The following is a 16,156-nucleotide window of genomic DNA, read 5'->3' on the forward strand; positions in this document are numbered from 1 at the left end:
TTTATCGGGCCGCGCTTTTCTTATTCTGTGACGCGTTGGGCGTTTATCGATGCAAGACCTTACGCCAGACTTATTGCTATCTGCCTATGCCCAAGGCGTCTTTCCGATGTCAGAAAGCCGCGATGACCCTGACATTTTTTGGGTGGATCCTACGATGCGTGGGATGCTTCCATTGGATGGCTTCCGTATTTCGCGCAGTCTGGCGAAAACCATGCGACGCGAGGACTTTACCGTTAGCTTTGACACCGATTTTGCCGCTGTTGTGCAAGGCTGCGCAGACCGTGACGAAACTTGGATCAATGATACTATCTTTGACCTCTATTGCACACTGCACAGGCGCGGCGACGCGCACTCTGTCGAAGTATGGCGCGATGGGCTACTGGTCGGTGGCGCATATGGCGTCACCGTTGGCGCAGCCTTCTTTGGAGAAAGCATGTTTAGCCGTGCCACCGATGCGTCCAAGGTGGCGCTTGCCTATCTCGTTGATCGGCTACGCATGGGCGGCTTTCAACTGTGCGACACGCAATTTATCACCGATCATCTGGCAAGCCTTGGTGCCGTCGAAGTACCGCGAGAAACCTATCACGCCTATCTAAATGCTGCCATTAGCAGACCAGCATCATTCGTCGCACCCGGCGGCGTTCCGACAGCTCAGGATGTGATACAGCGCAACGCCCAAACGTCATAACGCGGATGGTCCATCGCATTGAGCGCTGGTGACGACGCAATCATCCACCCCGCGAATGCAGGTTCTTCTTGGTCGCGATATTTTACCACCAATTCGATATATGCATCCCCAGAAGGGTTTGATTCTGGGTAGCGGCAATCATTTAGAGTAACATGCAAGTAACCAAGTCGACCTGTTTCACCAGTATGCAGCGTCAAATCAATGTGGTCGCCAGTTAGCTTATCCAGCACACGCACCACACCAGTATCGGCCGAGACTGCGACCTCTTCTTGCGCAGCAGCAGACAACGGCACGGCAAGCATCGCAGAAATGATCAGTGACTTATACATGATTAACGGGCCCTTATTCAGGCGCCCATGCCTCATAATCGGACCGTTCAGCAGGTGTTGATTTACGAATAGAACCCGCTGGCGCGTACGCCGCAACAGTACCCGTCAGATTTTCCTGATGAGGCTTTTCCCATGGCTTGTGGTTCAACGCCACCTCTGTCGGAGGCTCGTCCCAAGTACGATGCAACCAACCATGCCATTCGGGGCTCACGCGTGATGCCTCGTTTTCACCGTTATAAATCACCCAGCGTCGACTATCGTCAGCATTACGGTAAAACACGTTACCTTCGGCATCTTCGCCGACTTTTTTGCCGTTCCGGCTCGTCCATAGTTGGGTGCCAAAGGATTGACCGTCCCACCATGTAAAGATGCGTTTGATATTGTGACCAAGGCCCATGTCGCGTCTCCGTTTGCGTTACCTGTGCATGCCTGAAATAGGCAGAAAGGTCCAGTCCGGTTAAAGCCCCGCGCGATACGCGGTCAGTTCAATTTCGATTTTGTACTTTGCGTCAATCAACGGAGAAGAAATCATCATGGCAGCTGGCGGGTTGCCACCAAATGCTTGCGATAAGATCGGCCAGCACGGCTCAAAATCTGCTGGATTAGGAACCACATAGGTCACCCGAACAGCATCAGCAAAGCTCGTCCCTGCTTCAGTCAGCGCCTTTTCTATCACTGATAAAGCAGCTGCACATTGGGTGGCGACATCGTCAGAAATATCGTCACCCGGCGCGACAGTCCCTGACACATGAACCCAGCCATCGGCAACAACCGCGCGGCAATATCCGATTTTATCTTCGAAAATGCCGCCCGATTTGATCCGTTTCATCGTTTAGCTCGCTGAGGCCGTTTCTTTGGCTTGTTTACCATCGTCGTGGATCATCAAAGGTGCGACGTCGGATGTCACGGCCTCTTCGTTCACGACAACCTCGGTCACGGTGTCCATGCCCGGCAGGTCAAACATCGTGTCGAGCAAGATGTCCTCCATGATCGAACGCAGACCACGCGCACCAGTTTTACGTTCAATCGCACGCGCAGCGATGGCAGTTAGCGCATCATCTGTAAACGTTAGTTTAGTATCTTCAAGTTCGAATAGACGCTGATACTGCTTAACCAATGCGTTCTTCGGCTTGGTCAGGATCGTGATAAGCGCGTCAGCATCCAAATCAGTCAATGTTGCGATGACAGGCAGACGGCCAACAAATTCAGGAATGAGACCAAACTTCAAAAGATCTTCTGGCTCTAAGTCTTGAAACACCTCGCCGACACCGCGCTCATCAACGTCATTCACTTCAGCGCCAAAGCCCATGCTTGTGCCCTTGCCACGCTGCGCGATGATCTTATCCAGACCAGCAAACGCACCGCCACAGATGAACAGGATGTTCGTCGTGTCGACCTGAAGGAATTCTTGCTGCGGGTGCTTACGGCCACCCTGCGGCGGCACAGATGCAACTGTACCTTCCATGATCTTTAGCAATGCCTGCTGCACGCCTTCACCCGATACATCACGGGTGATTGAAGGATTATCAGACTTGCGCGTGATTTTATCGACCTCATCGATATAAACGATCCCGCGCTGCGCGCGTTCAACATTGTATTCAGACGCCTGCAGCAGTTTTAGAATGATGTTTTCAACATCTTCACCAACATAACCAGCTTCTGTCAGAGTAGTCGCATCCGCCATTGTAAATGGAACATCAAGGATACGCGCCAAAGTTTGGGCAAGAAGTGTTTTACCACAACCCGTTGGGCCGATCAGCATAATGTTGGATTTCGCCAGCTCGATATCAGATTTATCGGCGTGGTTAAGGCGCTTATAGTGGTTATGCACAGCAACAGACAAAACACGCTTTGCGTGCATTTGGCCGATCACATAATCATCAAGTACCTGACAAATTTCAGTTGGGGTCGGCACACCATCGCCAGCCTTAAGGCCTGCGGTTTTGGTTTCCTCGCGGATAATGTCCATGCAAAGTTCAACACATTCATCACAGATGAATACCGTTGGACCCGCAATCAGCTTACGCACCTCATGTTGGCTTTTGCCACAGAAGCTACAGTAAAGCGTGTTTTTGCTGTCGTTTCCGGTCGTAGTCGCCATCTCAAACCCCTTGGCCTATAGGCCCGTCAAACATAATTCGGGCTGCCCCTATCGCAACTTTAGGGCAGCCCGGCAAGGTCCACAATGTCAAAATGACCAAGTCGTGGTCAGGTTAACATTACTCTCAATCTTCGCCTTTTTCGCGGTTCTCAACGATTTCGTCGATCAAACCCCAATCTTTAGCCTCTTCAGGAGACATAAAGTTGTCGCGCTCAAGTCCCGCTTCAACTTTTTTCAGCGTATTTCCGGTATGCTTAACGTAAATTTCATTCAAGCGTGTTTTCAGCTTTTGGGTTTCTTGGGCGTGGATCATAATGTCCGTTGCTTGCCCCTGATATCCACCAGATGGTTGGTGCACCATCACGCGGCTGTTTGGCAGCGAGAAACGCATGCCTGCATGGCCCGCAGTCAACAATAGTGATCCCATAGATGCAGCCTGACCAATAACCAGCGTGCTTACCTTTGGTTTGATGTACTGCATAGTATCGTAAATCGACAAACCAGATGTCACCACGCCACCGGGGCTGTTGATATACATGCTGATTTCTTTTTTCGGGTTTTCCGATTCGAGGTGCAGAAGCTGCGCCACGATCAGTTGACTCATGCCGTCATGCACTGGGCCGTTCACAAAAATGATCCGCTCCTTCAAAAGGCGCGAAAAAATGTCATAGGCGCGTTCACCCCGAGCGGTCTGTTCAACGACCATTGGGACAAGGTTCATGTAGGTCTCGACGGGGTCTTGCATATGTAGTGCCTCACTCTTGGACGGTGTCGTCCTAATTCAAAAGTCCTGACAGAGTCTTAGTGACAGGCGTCAGGGGCTTCAAGGGTTGCAGGGTACGTTTGACGAATCGTAAGCAGTGACTTACGGTAAGTCATGACCTACCAACATGCAATCACTGCCCTCGCCGATCCAACACGCCGCGCCATAATTGACCGCCTGCGTAGCGGTCCACTGCCTGTTGGGGCGATTGCATACGGAATGGACATCAGCCGTCCTGCCGTCAGTCAACACCTGCGCGTACTATCGGATGCAGGGCTGTTGACCGTCACACCATCCGGGAATCGCAGGCTTTACGCCATTGCCCCTGATGGCATCGATGAACTGCGAAGATATCTGGATAACCTGTGGGGTGATGCGCTAGCTGCCTTTGCCCGTGCCGCCCATGACCAAGCGAAGAGACCGAAAAAATGAACGACCCGATCCACAAAATCGTAGATGTGCCGCTAACACCAGAAGACGCTTTTGCCCTATTCACCGATGGAATCGACAGCTGGTGGCCCGGTGCGGCCTACTCAGAATCCTTCAGTGACGGCCGCACGCCGCGCAACATCCGGATTGAAACGCACAAAGGTGGCAAGATCATCGAAACAACAAAAAGCGGCGCCGAATGCATCTGGGGCGAAATCATCGCCTATAACCCTGGTAGGTTCCTGTCGTTCACATGGCACCCCGGTCAACCCGCAGCCAAGGCTACTGTCGTCGCAATAAGCTTCAAGGCAACCCAAACCGGTACACAGTGCGATCTGACACACGGCGGCTTTGATATCCTGGGGCCAATCGCTGATGCTGTAAGTACCTGCTATCTCACGGCGTGGCATTCGGTACTTGGATGCTTTTGTAGTTTCGCAAACGCGTGTATCGACGCTTAGTGCTTTCTCAACATATGAACAAAATACGCCCGTCCAGAAATCGGGAATGACCGATTTCGATAGTGTGGTCAAAACGAGCTATTGCCCAAGTTTCAATCAATCCGCTTCATATTTCACCCGTTTATCACGTGAATGCCGAAAGAGTCGGAAAAATTATTGACTATTTGGTAAAAAATAAAGCTCCTAATAAATAACAATATAGGGATGTGCTATGCCGACTGAGCTTCATACAAATTTTACTGGTCTTGATTTCGTAAACCCATTCGTGCTGGCCTCTGCGCCGCCGACCGAAAGTAAGCGCAAAATTCTAAAGGCCTTTGAGGTTGGCTGGGGTGGTGTTGTCACCAAGACAATCGGTTTGCACCCTGTCGAAAACGTGGCAGGTCCAAAAACGATCTATCAACGCGCAAGCGAAACAAAACCTTATGTCTCGCGCATAAAGCGACCAGACACCGTGTCCCATTCTTCTTGGAATTGGGAGTTGATCTCGGATCAACCACTGGATCTATGGTTACCTGATTTAGAAGAAATCAAAACTACCTACCCCGATCGGATGCTTATCGGGTCGATCATGGCAGGTGCTGGCGGCGAAGAAGAAATGGACAATTGGCGCAAACTTGCAACGTCTTGCGTGAATGCCGGCTGCGATGCTCTCGAATTGAATATGTCATGCCCACATATGGACCGCAAAGACATGGGCGCGCATATCGCCAACGATGAAGAAATCATCAAATCAATTCTGAAAGCTGTCACCAGTGTTGTCGACGTGCCAATTTGGGTCAAACTGACACCATCAAGTTCCTCTCTGGTCGAAGGCGCAGCGGCGGCTTACGCTGCAGGAGCGTCTTCAATTTCACTTTGCAACACGTTCCCGTCGCTGCCCTTAATGGACCCCGAAACCATGAAGTTTGAGGTCGAAGTAGATGGCCTTGTTACTTCTGGTGGGCTTGGCGGATTAGCAATCTTGCACCAATCCTTGCAGCGTGTGTCAGATATTTCTCGCGCTTTCCCAGATAAATCTATCTCTGGTATTGGCGGAATTCGTGGTTTTCGCGAAGCGTTCAATTTCATTGTGCATGGCGCTGGCAACTTGCAAGTGTGCACGGCCGCGATGGAAGAAAAAGGCAGCGGTGGGATCGGCGTTAAGCTGATTCAAGAATTGAAAGACGACCTAAGCGACTATCTGCAACGCAACAATTATTCATCAATTGAAGCGTTCCGCGGTGTCGCTCGCGAACGCATTGTCGAGCATTCTAAGGTGCGTAGAAAGAGCGACGACTACACAGGTGGCTACGCGAAATAAACGTCGACGGCCTCTTACTTGCCCCTCCATGCACCACGAAAATGCGTGGAGGGTTCTTTTAAACTATGCAGGCTGATGCATAGCCTACCCGACATGGAACAGCGTCGAAAACAGCTTTGGATCAAGGCTCTCGCTCGCGAATGTATCGCCTTCGGTAAGCACCGACACCGCGTCGTGGCTGTGCAAGCTTTCTTGGTGACTGGCGATCACGCGAAAATCTGAAACGCGGTCATCTTGTTGCAACTGTTCTGTGAACAACCGAACGGCGTCTTCGACAAAGATCGGGTTGGCGGCGTTTAGTTCCGCAAAGGCCTGTTCGTCTTCGCGTTTGACCATGACTTGAGTTTCGGTTGACACGGCAGCACGGGCGCGATCGATCAGATCTTCGAACCACAGACAATCGCCAGCCTCGTCAAGTAGCACAGAAATACGTGCCACGGACCGCTGCGAATGCGGGGTGGCCAGTTGTCCGCGGAACTGGCGGGCGTGCTCGGATAATTCCAATGAACATGGGCAGGTTGACGAATAAACATAGTCAAGGTGCATGATCTTTTTTCGCACCCCTGCGCTTTCCACTAATTCCAGTGCAATGTCGTAATATTGATAGCCAGACAGGCCTGACCGCAGACTTTCGACCTTCATTGGAAAGGAAAATCGCATCTGGATACGCGCGTCAAAGCTTTCGAGGTCGTTCTTATAGGCATCAAGCGCACGTTCGATCACATCAAAGCTGAACGTCTCTTCTGCGTGTTTATAAAACGTCCGCATGATCCGAGACATGTTAATGCCCTTCTTTTCGGCATCGAGTGACACAGACCCAGTCACCGACGTTTCCAGTCGGATGTCGTCGCCATCACGAGTTCGAAAACGGATCGGCAGGCGAAAATTCGAAATTCCAACGTGCTGGATTTGCTGTTTTGCACCCTTGATCAGGCTTGACGGTCCATTCTGAAGATCAGGCATAGATGCTTTGTATTCATCATCCACCTCAAACGCGTCTGGATAGGCGCGCGCCAAGGCTGGGTAGTTCGAAACCTCTTGACCCGGGATCAAACGCGACACCAGTGGGTCTAATGTCGCAACTTCTTCTGCTGTCACATCGGTAGCCCATCGGCGCAATACCGCAAGCGCCGCGTCGGCGTCTTCACGCGTTGGGGCTTTATCCAAATCAGCTACGTGTACATTCATTTCCTGACCTCCAGCATCATGCTTTCCCTTTACTACATGGGGGTTTGCATGCGCGTTTTTAACCATGTCTTGATATATACGCAGAACATCTTGGGTTGGATCAGTCATTTTACTGGCTTCCACTTTTGTCGCGAGAACGTAGATAACCATAACACGGTGATACGACGACAACAGCGCAATGATCATGGAAAGTTCATTTAGGTCATGATGTGGCGCCCTATGCCTTGGTCATTGTTCCAACCTTGGCAATAGCGCAGGGCAGATCATCTTACTGGCCCGATCGCTTTCGGGCCAGTAAATATCCTTAGACTTTATCTAGGGCTGCCATCAGATCAGCAATCAGGTCAGCCGGGTCTTCAAGCCCAACTGACAACCGGATCAAACCCATGGAAATACCTAACGTGTCTTTTTGATCTTGCGGCAACCGCTGGTGGGTTGTCGTCGAAGGGTGGGTTACAATGGATTTCGCGTCGGCAAAGTTGTTTGAAATTGTGAAAATTTCCAGCGCATTGATAAAGCGAAAGCAAGCCTCGCGACCGCCCGCTACTTCAAATGCCAAGACCGTGCCCCCTGATGGCGCATGCGACTGGGCCAATGCCTGTTGTGGGTGGGCCTCATGCGTTGGGTAACGCACATGCGTCAGCCTGGGGTGGCCATTCAACGCCTCCGCGACTTGGAGTGCCGCCGTACATTGCGCCCGCACACGCAGGTCAATCGTTTCAAGCGCCTTAAGGTGCGACCACGCCGTAAACGGATTCATCGCTCCGCCCGTATGCTTCATGTAGGTTTCAATCGGCCCACGGATAAGTTCACGTGATCCACAAATCGCGCCGCCTAGCATACGACCCTGCCCGTCGACGTGCTTTGTTGTTGAAATCACAGCAATGTCTGCACCGTGTTCACTTGCATATGAAAACACAGGGGTGGCCATTGCATCATCTACGACAACCAAAGCCCCAACAGCATGCGCTGCCGCAACCACATGTGCCATATCGACGATCTCAAGTGTCGGGTTTGAGATGCTTTCGAAAAACACCAATTTTGTGTCTGGACGGATCGCAGCATCCCATGCCGCGTTATCCATGCCGTCAACCAAAGTAATCTCAACGCCAAAACGGCCTAAAACGTCTTCAAGAACATACAGACACGATCCGAACAACGCACGTGACGACACAACATGATCGCCAGCTTTCAGTAGGGCGGTCAACGCACCTGTGACAGCAGCCATGCCTGACGTACATGCAAAACAATCCTCATACCCCAGCAACGTTGCGATACGGTCCTCGAACATACGCACAGTCGGGTTACCGTAGCGCGCATAGATAAATTCATCGTCGCCTAGTTGAACAAAACGCGCTTCGGCATCTTCTGCCGTTTCATAGACAAAGCCCTGCGTCATAAAGATCGCTTCGCTGACCTCACCGTATTGGCTGCGCCGTGTTCCTGCATGCACCGCTTTGGTACGTTTGCTCCAATTTTTCATCGTCATATCCCCGCGCATTTACGCATTAAAAAACCCCGACACCGGGAAAAGGGTATCGAGGCAGTATAAACCGCAACCCTCTTTAGCAGAATGTTTAACGTGGCCCGCAATCTGGTAACAAATCGCCACCTCGTTTGCATATGCCTCATGCAGATATACGTCAAGAAGCACGTGTCATCGCGAACGCAGGCATAGGTGAAACCTGATCCACGTGAACTGCGGCGCAAATATATGGGCCTGCTGCAACGCTTTCTTAAACCTGTCGGGTTAGCGTCAGTACAGTCTTTTATCAGGTGAAATTATGCAACATCGTTCTCATAGATACCGCACCCAATACCCAGTTGAAATGCGCACCCCAGCTGGTGTTGTGATGGGGAAAATCGCTGACGTGAATAATCACGGTGCCCGGATCGAACGCGCCCGACCAATGCTTCGTGGCAGCAAGGTTTCGTTCAATGTTTTAGGCCGACCCGTCAATGGCGTCGTGGTATGGTCGACCAGCGATCAAGTTGGGATCATCTTTCGCCCACACATCAACGACGATATTCTTGATACATTACGCTATCGGCGCGATGCTCGCGCTGGATCACATCGCGGTGCGGTTGGATTTGGATTAATGGAAATGCGTTAATCGGGAATGTTTTTCGCGTCTTCTTCTATCAGGTACTTTTGTAGCCCGACGATTTGCACCCAAAGGAAAACAAACAACGCGGCCGGGAATGCAAAGGTTTCCAGCTTGACCCACAAATCTGTTGATTGGGTCCGCCAAATGATTTCATTTGCGACCGCTAAAACAACAAACATGCCCGTCACGCGTTTTGTGAAAATCATCCAGCCTTCACGCTCCATCGGCAGGAATTCTTCCATGACGTACTGCAAATAGCTTTGGCCCCGGAGCAGCCCAACCCCAAGAATGCCTGCCATAAAACCGTACACAATCGTGGTTTTCATTTTAAAGAAACGCTCATCGTTAAAATAAGCGGTCAGACCACCGAAAAAGATCACCATGAATGCCGTGAATACCTGCATCCGGCTTAGCTTACCTGTCAGTTTCCACAAGATCGCCATCGACAGCAATAGGATCGGAATGAACACCAGCGCAGACACGATAAAGCCGGTATATTCCGTTCCGCCAATCAGATAGGTTTCTTCTTTAATCCTCACATAGATCAAGAAAAAAGCCAGCGTCGGACCAAGTTCAAGCACCTGCTTCACGACGGGATTGATCTGTTTTTCTGGCATGGATGTCTCCTTTAGCCTCCCATCTCTACGATCACAGCGCCTAGTGCAACCAGCGCCATTAAGAACAGGCGCCGCGGTCCGACTTTTTCACCTAAAATGAACCAACCGATCAACGCAGCAAACACAGTTGACGTTTCGCGCAGAACTGCCGCCTCACCGACTTTATCAAGGCGAGTTGCCATCATCACGCCGCCAAAGCTGACCCACGCGATCAGCGCCCCGGCAAGCCCACGCCACATCAACGGACGCAGCACAGGCGGGTTTTCCATACGGCGATAGCGCCAGACCGCAAGAATTGGCATGTCGATTGCGGTCACAAAAAAGAACCACGCCAAGAACGTAAATGGATCAGGTGATTGCCGGATGCCATAGGCATCATACGTCGTATAAAGCGCAACCAGCATCCCGCAGACCAAGGCCCACAACAGCCCAGTCTTAAGCGAGGCAAGATCAATCACCTCTTCCGACAAGTTCCGTAGTGCCAGCAACAAAATCCCGCCTGACAGGCAGGCAACACCGACCCACTGCACCGCGCTAAAGTGTTCACCAAAGAACAGCGACGCCGCGAAAACTGTAACCAATGGCCCGGTGCCGCGCACAACCGGATAAACGACTGTATATGCAGCCTTTTCATACGCCAGCGCCATTGTGACCTTATATGCAAAATGCACGACAATTGCCCCGACAAGCACCAGCGCAGTCGCTGCATTAGGCCATGGCACCAAAAACAGTGCAACCGGTGCCGAAATCACGGCAAGCCAAGCATCAATCGCCCCACGCGATAGCCAAGGGTCATAACGTCCCTTTTGTAAGGCCCCAAAAAACGCATGTGCCACTGCGGACACCAATGCAAGTATCGTCGCAAGTCTCGCACCCTCTGGGGTGCCCGCAATCGATACCAGCCAATCAGCTAGATTGTTCAAAATTCACCTGACTTCCAAGAAACATCGATGGTCACACCAGACAAAGCAACACCAACCGCAGTCGCGATATCATCATCACTATGCGCGTCAGGCATATTCAAGAACGGCAATGCCGCCTGCATGATACCCAAGCCAGATTCTGAGCTGATCTCAACATCAATTGTGCCTTCTTTATCGGCGACCATCGCGAGAAATGCCTGACGACTGTCAGTGCTGACATTCCAACGCGGCACGTCGCGTAAAGCACTTCCAACACTAACGCGGTTTACATCCGACAGATCGACATCGAGATCGTCCAACAATGGCTGGTTTACCACGACTTGTGCCCGCAGATCGGACATGCGCATACCGATTAAACTGGTTTGCATATTCCCAATCGAGCTAAAATAAGCACCATCCATGATCATGCTTGCAGCTATTCCGCTACCGTCTTCATGGCGCAAGGTGTAGCTCTCAACGATAAGCTGACCTTCTTCGGGCATACGGCGCAATCGCAATGACGCGTCATAATTGCGTGTTCCGACCTCGAAATCGCTCAATCTGACTGCCATCGCATCCGGCAAGCCTTGTCCATTGAGGAGTGGATCAACCGTTTCGATACGAAAACCCAATCCGGACACCCCCTTAGCACGCCATGATGACTGAGCCGCACCATCCCAGCCAAGCTGCCGATCGTGAACTTCGCACCATCCATCCGCGGCTAATTCAACCTTTGTTTGGGTAAACGCTTGAAATATTTCTCTATAGGGAATGACGGCATCTTTGAGCGCATCCCAGCTGTTTTGGCAAATTTCGGAAGTCATCGTGTCATAGGCGAATGCTGGTGATGCTGTCAGACATGCCGCAGCGATGAACGCCTTCATGCCTCAACCCCAACCAGCGCCGATGCGAATTCTTCGGGATCAAAGGGCGCAAGGTCATCGATCTGCTCACCAACGCCAATCGCGTGAATAGGCAGGCCGAATTGGTCGGCCAATGCGACCAGCACGCCGCCCTTTGCCGTGCCATCCAGCTTAGTCATCACCAATCCAGACACATCTGCGAGTTCTTGGAACACCTTGACCTGCTGCACAGCGTTTTGGCCTGTCGTGGCATCAAGAACCAACAGCGTGTTGTGCGGCGCATCAGGGTCCTTTTTGCGGATCACCCGCACGATCTTAGATAATTCTTCCATCAGGTCGGTCCGGTTTTGCAGACGCCCAGCAGTGTCGATCATCAACAGATCCGCACCATCAGCTTCGGCCTGTGTCATGGCATCAAATGCAAGGCTCGCGGGGTCGGACCCTTCGGGGGCTGTCAGCACAGGCACACCCGCGCGATCACCCCATACCTGCAACTGTTCAACGGCAGCAGCACGGAATGTATCACCCGCAGCGATAACGACCTTTTTGCCGGCCGCCTGAAACTGGCTAGCTAGCTTACCGATTGTCGTTGTCTTACCTGCGCCATTCACGCCAACGACCAGAACCACCTGCGGTTTCTTCGCATAAAGCGGCATGGCCCGCGCGACAGGTTCCATGATCCGCGTGATCTCATCCGCCATGAGCTGTTTGATTTCAGCCACCGACAGTTTCTTGCCCAAGCGCCCTTCGGCCATGTTCGCCGTGACGCGCAGCGCGGTATCCACACCCATGTCAGCCGTAATCAGCAATTCTTCAAGCTGCTCTAGCATCTCATCGTCAAGCGTGCGGCGCACAACGGTTGCCTGTTCAGCACCGAACATACGACCCAGAATACCTGATTTCTTAGGGACTTCTGGAGCGTCTTTGACCTGCTCAAGTTCATCAACGGCCACTTCAGGTTCCGGGACCGGCGTAGGCTCGGGTACTTCGACCTTGGGCGTCTCAACGACGGGCGGTTCTTCTACCCCGCCCTCGCTTACGATCGCGTCCAGACCTTCGTCAATTTTGGAAGATGATCCCGTTAGCCGATCTTTGAGCTTTTTGAAAAACGACATACGCCAGCGCCTTTGGTAAATTACGTCTTATGACCTAATCCCTTGGGCAGTGATTGAAAAGACCCGGTCAGATTTCGTCGCTGAAATGCTGCATGACCAGTTTAATCGGGTTCGGCGCCGCCTGCCCCAGCCCGCAAATCGATGCATCAGACATCGCAGTGCAAAGTTCGGTCAAAAGCGGTTGATCCCAGTGATCGGCCTGCATCAGTTTAACCGCCTTTTCACAGCCAACCCGACAAGGTGTACACTGACCACAGCTTTCGTCCTCAAAGAACCGCAGCATATTCAGTGCCGCACTGCGTGCACTGTCTTGGTCTGACAACACGACCACTGCCGCCGATCCGATGAATGTGCCGTGCGGTTGCAGCGTATCAAAATCTAGCGGAATGTCGTTCATCGTTGCAGGCAACAACCCCGAGGATGGGCCGCCCGGTTGATAGGCTTTGAACACATGACCGTCAGCCATTCCACCAGCGGCACCAATAACGTCGGTGATGGTCGATCCTGCCTCTAACAAATAGACACCCGGGTTGGCGACACGCCCAGAAACCGAATAAGAACGCAGGCCCTTGCGCCCGTTCAATTCATTGCGGTGCAGCACCTCTGGCCCTTCGCGGCAGACACGCGCCACCCAAAGTAGCGTTTCAACGTTGTGCACAAGCGTTGGCCTATCAAAAATGCCAACTTGCGCCACAAACGGTGGACGGTGACGCGGGATGCCGCGTTTACCTTCGATGCTTTCGATCATCGCGCTTTCTTCGCCACAGATATATGCGCCAGCCCCGCGACGCAGATCAATGTAACCCGGCGCGACAATACCCGCGTCCTCTAAGGCGGCAATCTCGCGACGCAAAATTTCAAGCACGGCCGGATATTCGTCGCGCATGTAGATAAAACAAGTGTCGGCCTCGACCGCCCACGCAGCGATCAACATACCCTCAAGCATCAGGTGCGGGGTGCGTTCGAGGTAGAATCGGTCTTTAAAAGTACCCGGTTCGCCTTCGTCGCCGTTTACCGCCAAATAGCGTGGTCCAGGGTTTGCACGTACAAAGCCCCACTTCTTGCCTGACGGGAAACCCGCGCCGCCTAAACCGCGCAAGCCAGATGATAGTAGTTTGTCTTGGACGGCCTCCCAGTCTCCACCGTCGCGTAGTTCGCTCAAGACACGATAACCGCCGTCGGCGATATAGGCTGCATAGGTTTGATATTCGGGAACATGGGCGTGGGTATCATTGGCAGCAATCGCGGCCTGCACTTTATCAACGGTTGCGTGATCAATATGGTTGTGACCGATCTCTAACACCGGCGCGGTATCGCAACGCCCCATACATGGCGCACGCAGAACGCGGACTTCGGCAGGGTTCACCCCATCCTCTAATGCTGTTTTCAATTGCTGCGCCCCTGCAAGTTCACAAGATAGGCTATCGCAGACCCGGATCGTCAATGCAGGCGGCGGCGTGTCCTCTTCTTTGACGATGTCGAAATGTGCGTAAAAGCTCGCGACTTCATAAACTTCAGCCTGTGACAATCGCATTTCTTCGGCCAATGCATACATGTGAGCCGCTGACAGATGCCCATATGCGTCTTGAATGAGGTGCAAAAACTCAATCAGCAAATCCCGGCGACGCGGACGATCACCCAAAAGTGCTTTGACCTCTGCCCAAGCAGCATCGTCCAACTGACGGCCTTTGGGGGTGTGACGCCCTTTGCCCTTGCCGGATTTCCAGACACCGCTTTGTCCGTCTGCTGCCATTTCATTCCCCTTCGTCGTTGGCAAAAACATATCGTCACGCCCCATGGGCGACCACAAGAAAGCGACGCAACGCGCCAGTTAACGCCTCACGCCACATTTGAAGTGACGCAACCAAATCACCATGGTACCGATGCCATATGACCCCACAAATGCGCCAATTTGCTATAATTACCTTAGTCCCGGTTGCCTTGCTTGGCCTGGCTGCGGTTCAAGGTGGGCTTTGGGTCCTTGCCGCGTTGATCTACCTGACAGGTTTTGCGCGACTTGTTGATAATGCTGTCAAAACTGACAGGCCTGCATCCGAATTTCCGGCGGGCACGACGCTGTCTGTGGCGCTGGCACTGGCGCATTTTGTGCTGCTTGCACTTACCGTGTTTGCCCTTGCTGGCAATGACCACGCCTTGATGGAAAAACTAGGTCTCTTCATCGCTGCCGGGATGTTCTTTGGCCAAGTCAGCAATGCAAACGCTCATGAACTTATCCACCGTGGTAGCCGCACCCTGCATCGGTTGGGCATGTGGGTTTATATTTCATTGCTGTTTGGGCATCACACATCGGCGCATGTTCTGGTGCATCACCGTTATGTCGCCACACCAACAGACCCAAACACATCGCGACGCGGAGAAAGCTTTTACCGCTTTGCATTTCGCGCATGGATCGGATCGTTTCGTCAAGGGTACGCTGCAGAGGCCGCACGTCTCGCAAAGGTTAACCGTCCAACATGGCGCAACCCATATGTCGTTTATTTAGCTGGGGCCGCTGGATTTATGCTGCTTGCGCTGATGATCAGCCCGGAGGCGCTGATCGCCTATGTCTTGCTGGCGGGCCACGCGCAGATGCAGCTGCTTATGTCTGACTATGTGCAGCATTATGGGCTAATGCGCGCAATGGGTGAAAACGGAAAACCCACCCCCATCGGACCAGAGCACAGCTGGAACAGCCCGCATTGGTTCACCTCTGCCATGATGCTGAACGCGACCCGGCATTCAGATCACCACGCGCATCCATCAAGGCATTACCCTGCCCTCACGATTCCTGATCAAGCGCCGATGCTGCCAAAACCATTGCCCGTGATGGGTGCTATTGCGTTAGTGCCACCTGTTTGGCGCAATATCATGGATCCACTTCTAGACAGGTATACAGATGCTTAGACCGCTATTTTTCTTGCTGACAGTGTCGACGGCAACGCAGGCCCAAGACAGGATGGGCGCGACCGATTTCGAAGCACATGTCGAAGGCCGCACGCTCGTTTACAGGTATCTCGCGGACGACAGTATCGGCATTGAACGTTATCTCGCAGGACGTCGTGTGATGTGGTCGTCGCAGGCAGGCATCTGCCAATATGGGGTCTGGTACGAAAGCAAAGGCGACATTTGCTTTCGCTATGACCATGACCCAGAACCAAAATGCTGGACAGTCTATGACGAACCCGGCGGCCTTCGCGGCATTTTTACGAACCGCCCACCGTTTACGGTTATTCGTGAAATGCCCGACCGGAACGATCCGCTGATCTGCAGCGACCTATCCTCCTGACGG

General features: G+C 52.5%; 19 protein-coding genes and 1 riboswitch. Of the genes, 7 read left to right on the forward strand and 12 right to left on the reverse strand.

The window, feature by feature from the left end:
• The first annotated feature begins 49 nt into the window (after nucleotides 1-49).
• Nucleotides 50-688 (forward strand): leucyl/phenylalanyl-tRNA--protein transferase, encoded by a 639-nt coding sequence (aat, locus tag CLV80_RS06255; RefSeq protein ID WP_106355985.1) that lies wholly within the window; start codon nucleotides 50-52, stop codon nucleotides 686-688.
• On the opposite strand, the gene CLV80_RS06260 is transcribed toward aat, so the two are convergent.
• The 5 genes from CLV80_RS06260 to CLV80_RS06280 form a co-directional block, all read right to left on the reverse strand.
• Nucleotides 652-1,017 (reverse strand): DUF2155 domain-containing protein, encoded by a 366-nt coding sequence (locus tag CLV80_RS06260; protein ID WP_106355987.1) that lies wholly within the window; start codon nucleotides 1,015-1,017, stop codon nucleotides 652-654. The two genes, aat and CLV80_RS06260, sit on opposite strands and share 37 nt — an antisense overlap.
• A gap of 13 nt (nucleotides 1,018-1,030) precedes the next feature.
• Nucleotides 1,031-1,414, reverse strand: a complete 384-nt coding sequence (locus CLV80_RS06265; protein WP_106355990.1) for an NADH:ubiquinone oxidoreductase subunit NDUFA12 — start codon at nucleotides 1,412-1,414, stop codon at nucleotides 1,031-1,033.
• 60 nt (nucleotides 1,415-1,474) lie between these two features.
• On the reverse strand, nucleotides 1,475-1,846 hold the full coding sequence (locus CLV80_RS06270) for a RidA family protein (RefSeq protein ID WP_106355992.1): 372 nt from the start codon (nucleotides 1,844-1,846) through the stop codon (nucleotides 1,475-1,477).
• Nucleotides 1,847-1,849: 3 nt separating this feature from the next.
• Nucleotides 1,850-3,118, reverse strand: a complete 1,269-nt coding sequence (gene clpX / locus CLV80_RS06275) for an ATP-dependent Clp protease ATP-binding subunit ClpX (protein ID WP_106355994.1) — start codon at nucleotides 3,116-3,118, stop codon at nucleotides 1,850-1,852.
• A gap of 124 nt (nucleotides 3,119-3,242) precedes the next feature.
• Nucleotides 3,243-3,863 (reverse strand): ATP-dependent Clp protease proteolytic subunit, encoded by a 621-nt coding sequence (locus CLV80_RS06280; RefSeq protein WP_106355996.1) that lies wholly within the window; start codon nucleotides 3,861-3,863, stop codon nucleotides 3,243-3,245.
• 132 nt (nucleotides 3,864-3,995) lie between these two features.
• On the opposite strand from CLV80_RS06280, the gene CLV80_RS06285 reads away from it, so the two are divergent.
• The 3 genes from CLV80_RS06285 (at nucleotide 3,996) to CLV80_RS06295 (ending at nucleotide 6,074) form a co-directional block, all read left to right on the forward strand.
• The gene (locus CLV80_RS06285) at nucleotides 3,996-4,313 is read left to right on the forward strand and encodes an ArsR/SmtB family transcription factor (RefSeq protein WP_106355998.1); all 318 of its coding nucleotides are present in this window, start codon (nucleotides 3,996-3,998) and stop codon (nucleotides 4,311-4,313) included.
• Nucleotides 4,310-4,771, forward strand: a complete 462-nt coding sequence (locus CLV80_RS06290; protein ID WP_106356000.1) for an SRPBCC domain-containing protein — start codon at nucleotides 4,310-4,312, stop codon at nucleotides 4,769-4,771. Before CLV80_RS06285 ends, CLV80_RS06290 begins: the two co-directional genes overlap by 4 nt.
• Before the next feature lie 211 nt (nucleotides 4,772-4,982).
• Nucleotides 4,983-6,074 carry a tRNA-dihydrouridine synthase gene (locus tag CLV80_RS06295; protein WP_106356002.1) on the forward strand — a complete coding sequence of 364 codons (1,092 nt, stop codon included), beginning with the start codon at nucleotides 4,983-4,985 and terminating at the stop codon, nucleotides 6,072-6,074.
• Between the two features lie 84 nt (nucleotides 6,075-6,158).
• On the opposite strand, the gene folE2 is transcribed toward CLV80_RS06295, so the two are convergent.
• Both folE2 and CLV80_RS06305 read right to left on the reverse strand, forming a co-directional pair.
• Entirely contained in the window at nucleotides 6,159-7,262 is a 1,104-nt protein-coding gene (gene folE2, locus CLV80_RS06300; RefSeq protein WP_106356172.1) for a GTP cyclohydrolase FolE2, read from the reverse strand.
• 304 nt (nucleotides 7,263-7,566) lie between these two features.
• Complete coding sequence (locus CLV80_RS06305; RefSeq protein WP_106356174.1) at nucleotides 7,567-8,745, reverse strand: aminotransferase class V-fold PLP-dependent enzyme; 1,179 nt, start codon at nucleotides 8,743-8,745, stop codon at nucleotides 7,567-7,569.
• Nucleotides 8,746-8,806: 61 nt separating this feature from the next.
• Nucleotides 8,807-8,884, reverse strand: a riboswitch (SAM riboswitch).
• A gap of 162 nt (nucleotides 8,885-9,046) precedes the next feature.
• On the opposite strand from CLV80_RS06305, the gene CLV80_RS06310 reads away from it, so the two are divergent.
• Nucleotides 9,047-9,376: a PilZ domain-containing protein gene (locus CLV80_RS06310; protein WP_106356004.1), complete on the forward strand. Its 330-nt coding sequence runs from the start codon at nucleotides 9,047-9,049 to the stop codon at nucleotides 9,374-9,376.
• Here the strand turns inward: CLV80_RS06310 and CLV80_RS06315 are convergent.
• The 5 genes from CLV80_RS06315 to CLV80_RS06335 all read right to left on the reverse strand — a co-directional run bounded on the left by CLV80_RS06315 (nucleotide 9,373) and on the right by CLV80_RS06335 (nucleotide 14,620).
• Nucleotides 9,373-9,987: an inner membrane-spanning protein YciB gene (locus CLV80_RS06315; protein ID WP_106356007.1), complete on the reverse strand. Its 615-nt coding sequence runs from the start codon at nucleotides 9,985-9,987 to the stop codon at nucleotides 9,373-9,375. The genes CLV80_RS06310 and CLV80_RS06315 overlap by 4 nt on opposite strands.
• An 11-nt stretch (nucleotides 9,988-9,998) precedes the next feature.
• On the reverse strand, nucleotides 9,999-10,910 hold the full coding sequence (locus CLV80_RS06320; protein ID WP_106356010.1) for a DMT family transporter: 912 nt from the start codon (nucleotides 10,908-10,910) through the stop codon (nucleotides 9,999-10,001).
• Nucleotides 10,907-11,773: a hypothetical protein gene (locus CLV80_RS06325; RefSeq protein ID WP_106356012.1), complete on the reverse strand. Its 867-nt coding sequence runs from the start codon at nucleotides 11,771-11,773 to the stop codon at nucleotides 10,907-10,909. The genes CLV80_RS06320 and CLV80_RS06325 overlap by 4 nt, the downstream gene beginning before the upstream one ends.
• Entirely contained in the window at nucleotides 11,770-12,867 is a 1,098-nt protein-coding gene (gene ftsY, locus CLV80_RS06330) for a signal recognition particle-docking protein FtsY (protein ID WP_106356014.1), read from the reverse strand. The genes CLV80_RS06325 and ftsY overlap by 4 nt, the downstream gene beginning before the upstream one ends.
• Nucleotides 12,868-12,934: 67 nt before the next feature.
• The gene (locus CLV80_RS06335) at nucleotides 12,935-14,620 is read right to left on the reverse strand and encodes an NAD(P)H-dependent oxidoreductase subunit E (RefSeq protein ID WP_106356176.1); all 1,686 of its coding nucleotides are present in this window, start codon (nucleotides 14,618-14,620) and stop codon (nucleotides 12,935-12,937) included.
• 149 nt (nucleotides 14,621-14,769) lie between these two features.
• Here CLV80_RS06335 and CLV80_RS06340 point away from each other — a divergent pair, with 149 nt between their 5' ends.
• Together CLV80_RS06340 and CLV80_RS06345 are read left to right on the forward strand one after the other, a co-directional pair.
• The gene (locus tag CLV80_RS06340; protein ID WP_243394446.1) at nucleotides 14,770-15,771 is read left to right on the forward strand and encodes an alkane 1-monooxygenase; all 1,002 of its coding nucleotides are present in this window, start codon (nucleotides 14,770-14,772) and stop codon (nucleotides 15,769-15,771) included.
• Nucleotides 15,764-16,153, forward strand: a complete 390-nt coding sequence (locus CLV80_RS06345; RefSeq protein WP_106356018.1) for a hypothetical protein — start codon at nucleotides 15,764-15,766, stop codon at nucleotides 16,151-16,153. Before CLV80_RS06340 ends, CLV80_RS06345 begins: the two co-directional genes overlap by 8 nt.
• Nucleotides 16,154-16,156: the final 3 nt, after the last annotated feature.

Source organism: Yoonia maritima (genome assembly GCF_003003285.1).
In the GTDB taxonomy this organism is placed as follows: Bacteria; Pseudomonadota; Alphaproteobacteria; order Rhodobacterales; family Rhodobacteraceae; genus Yoonia; species Yoonia maritima.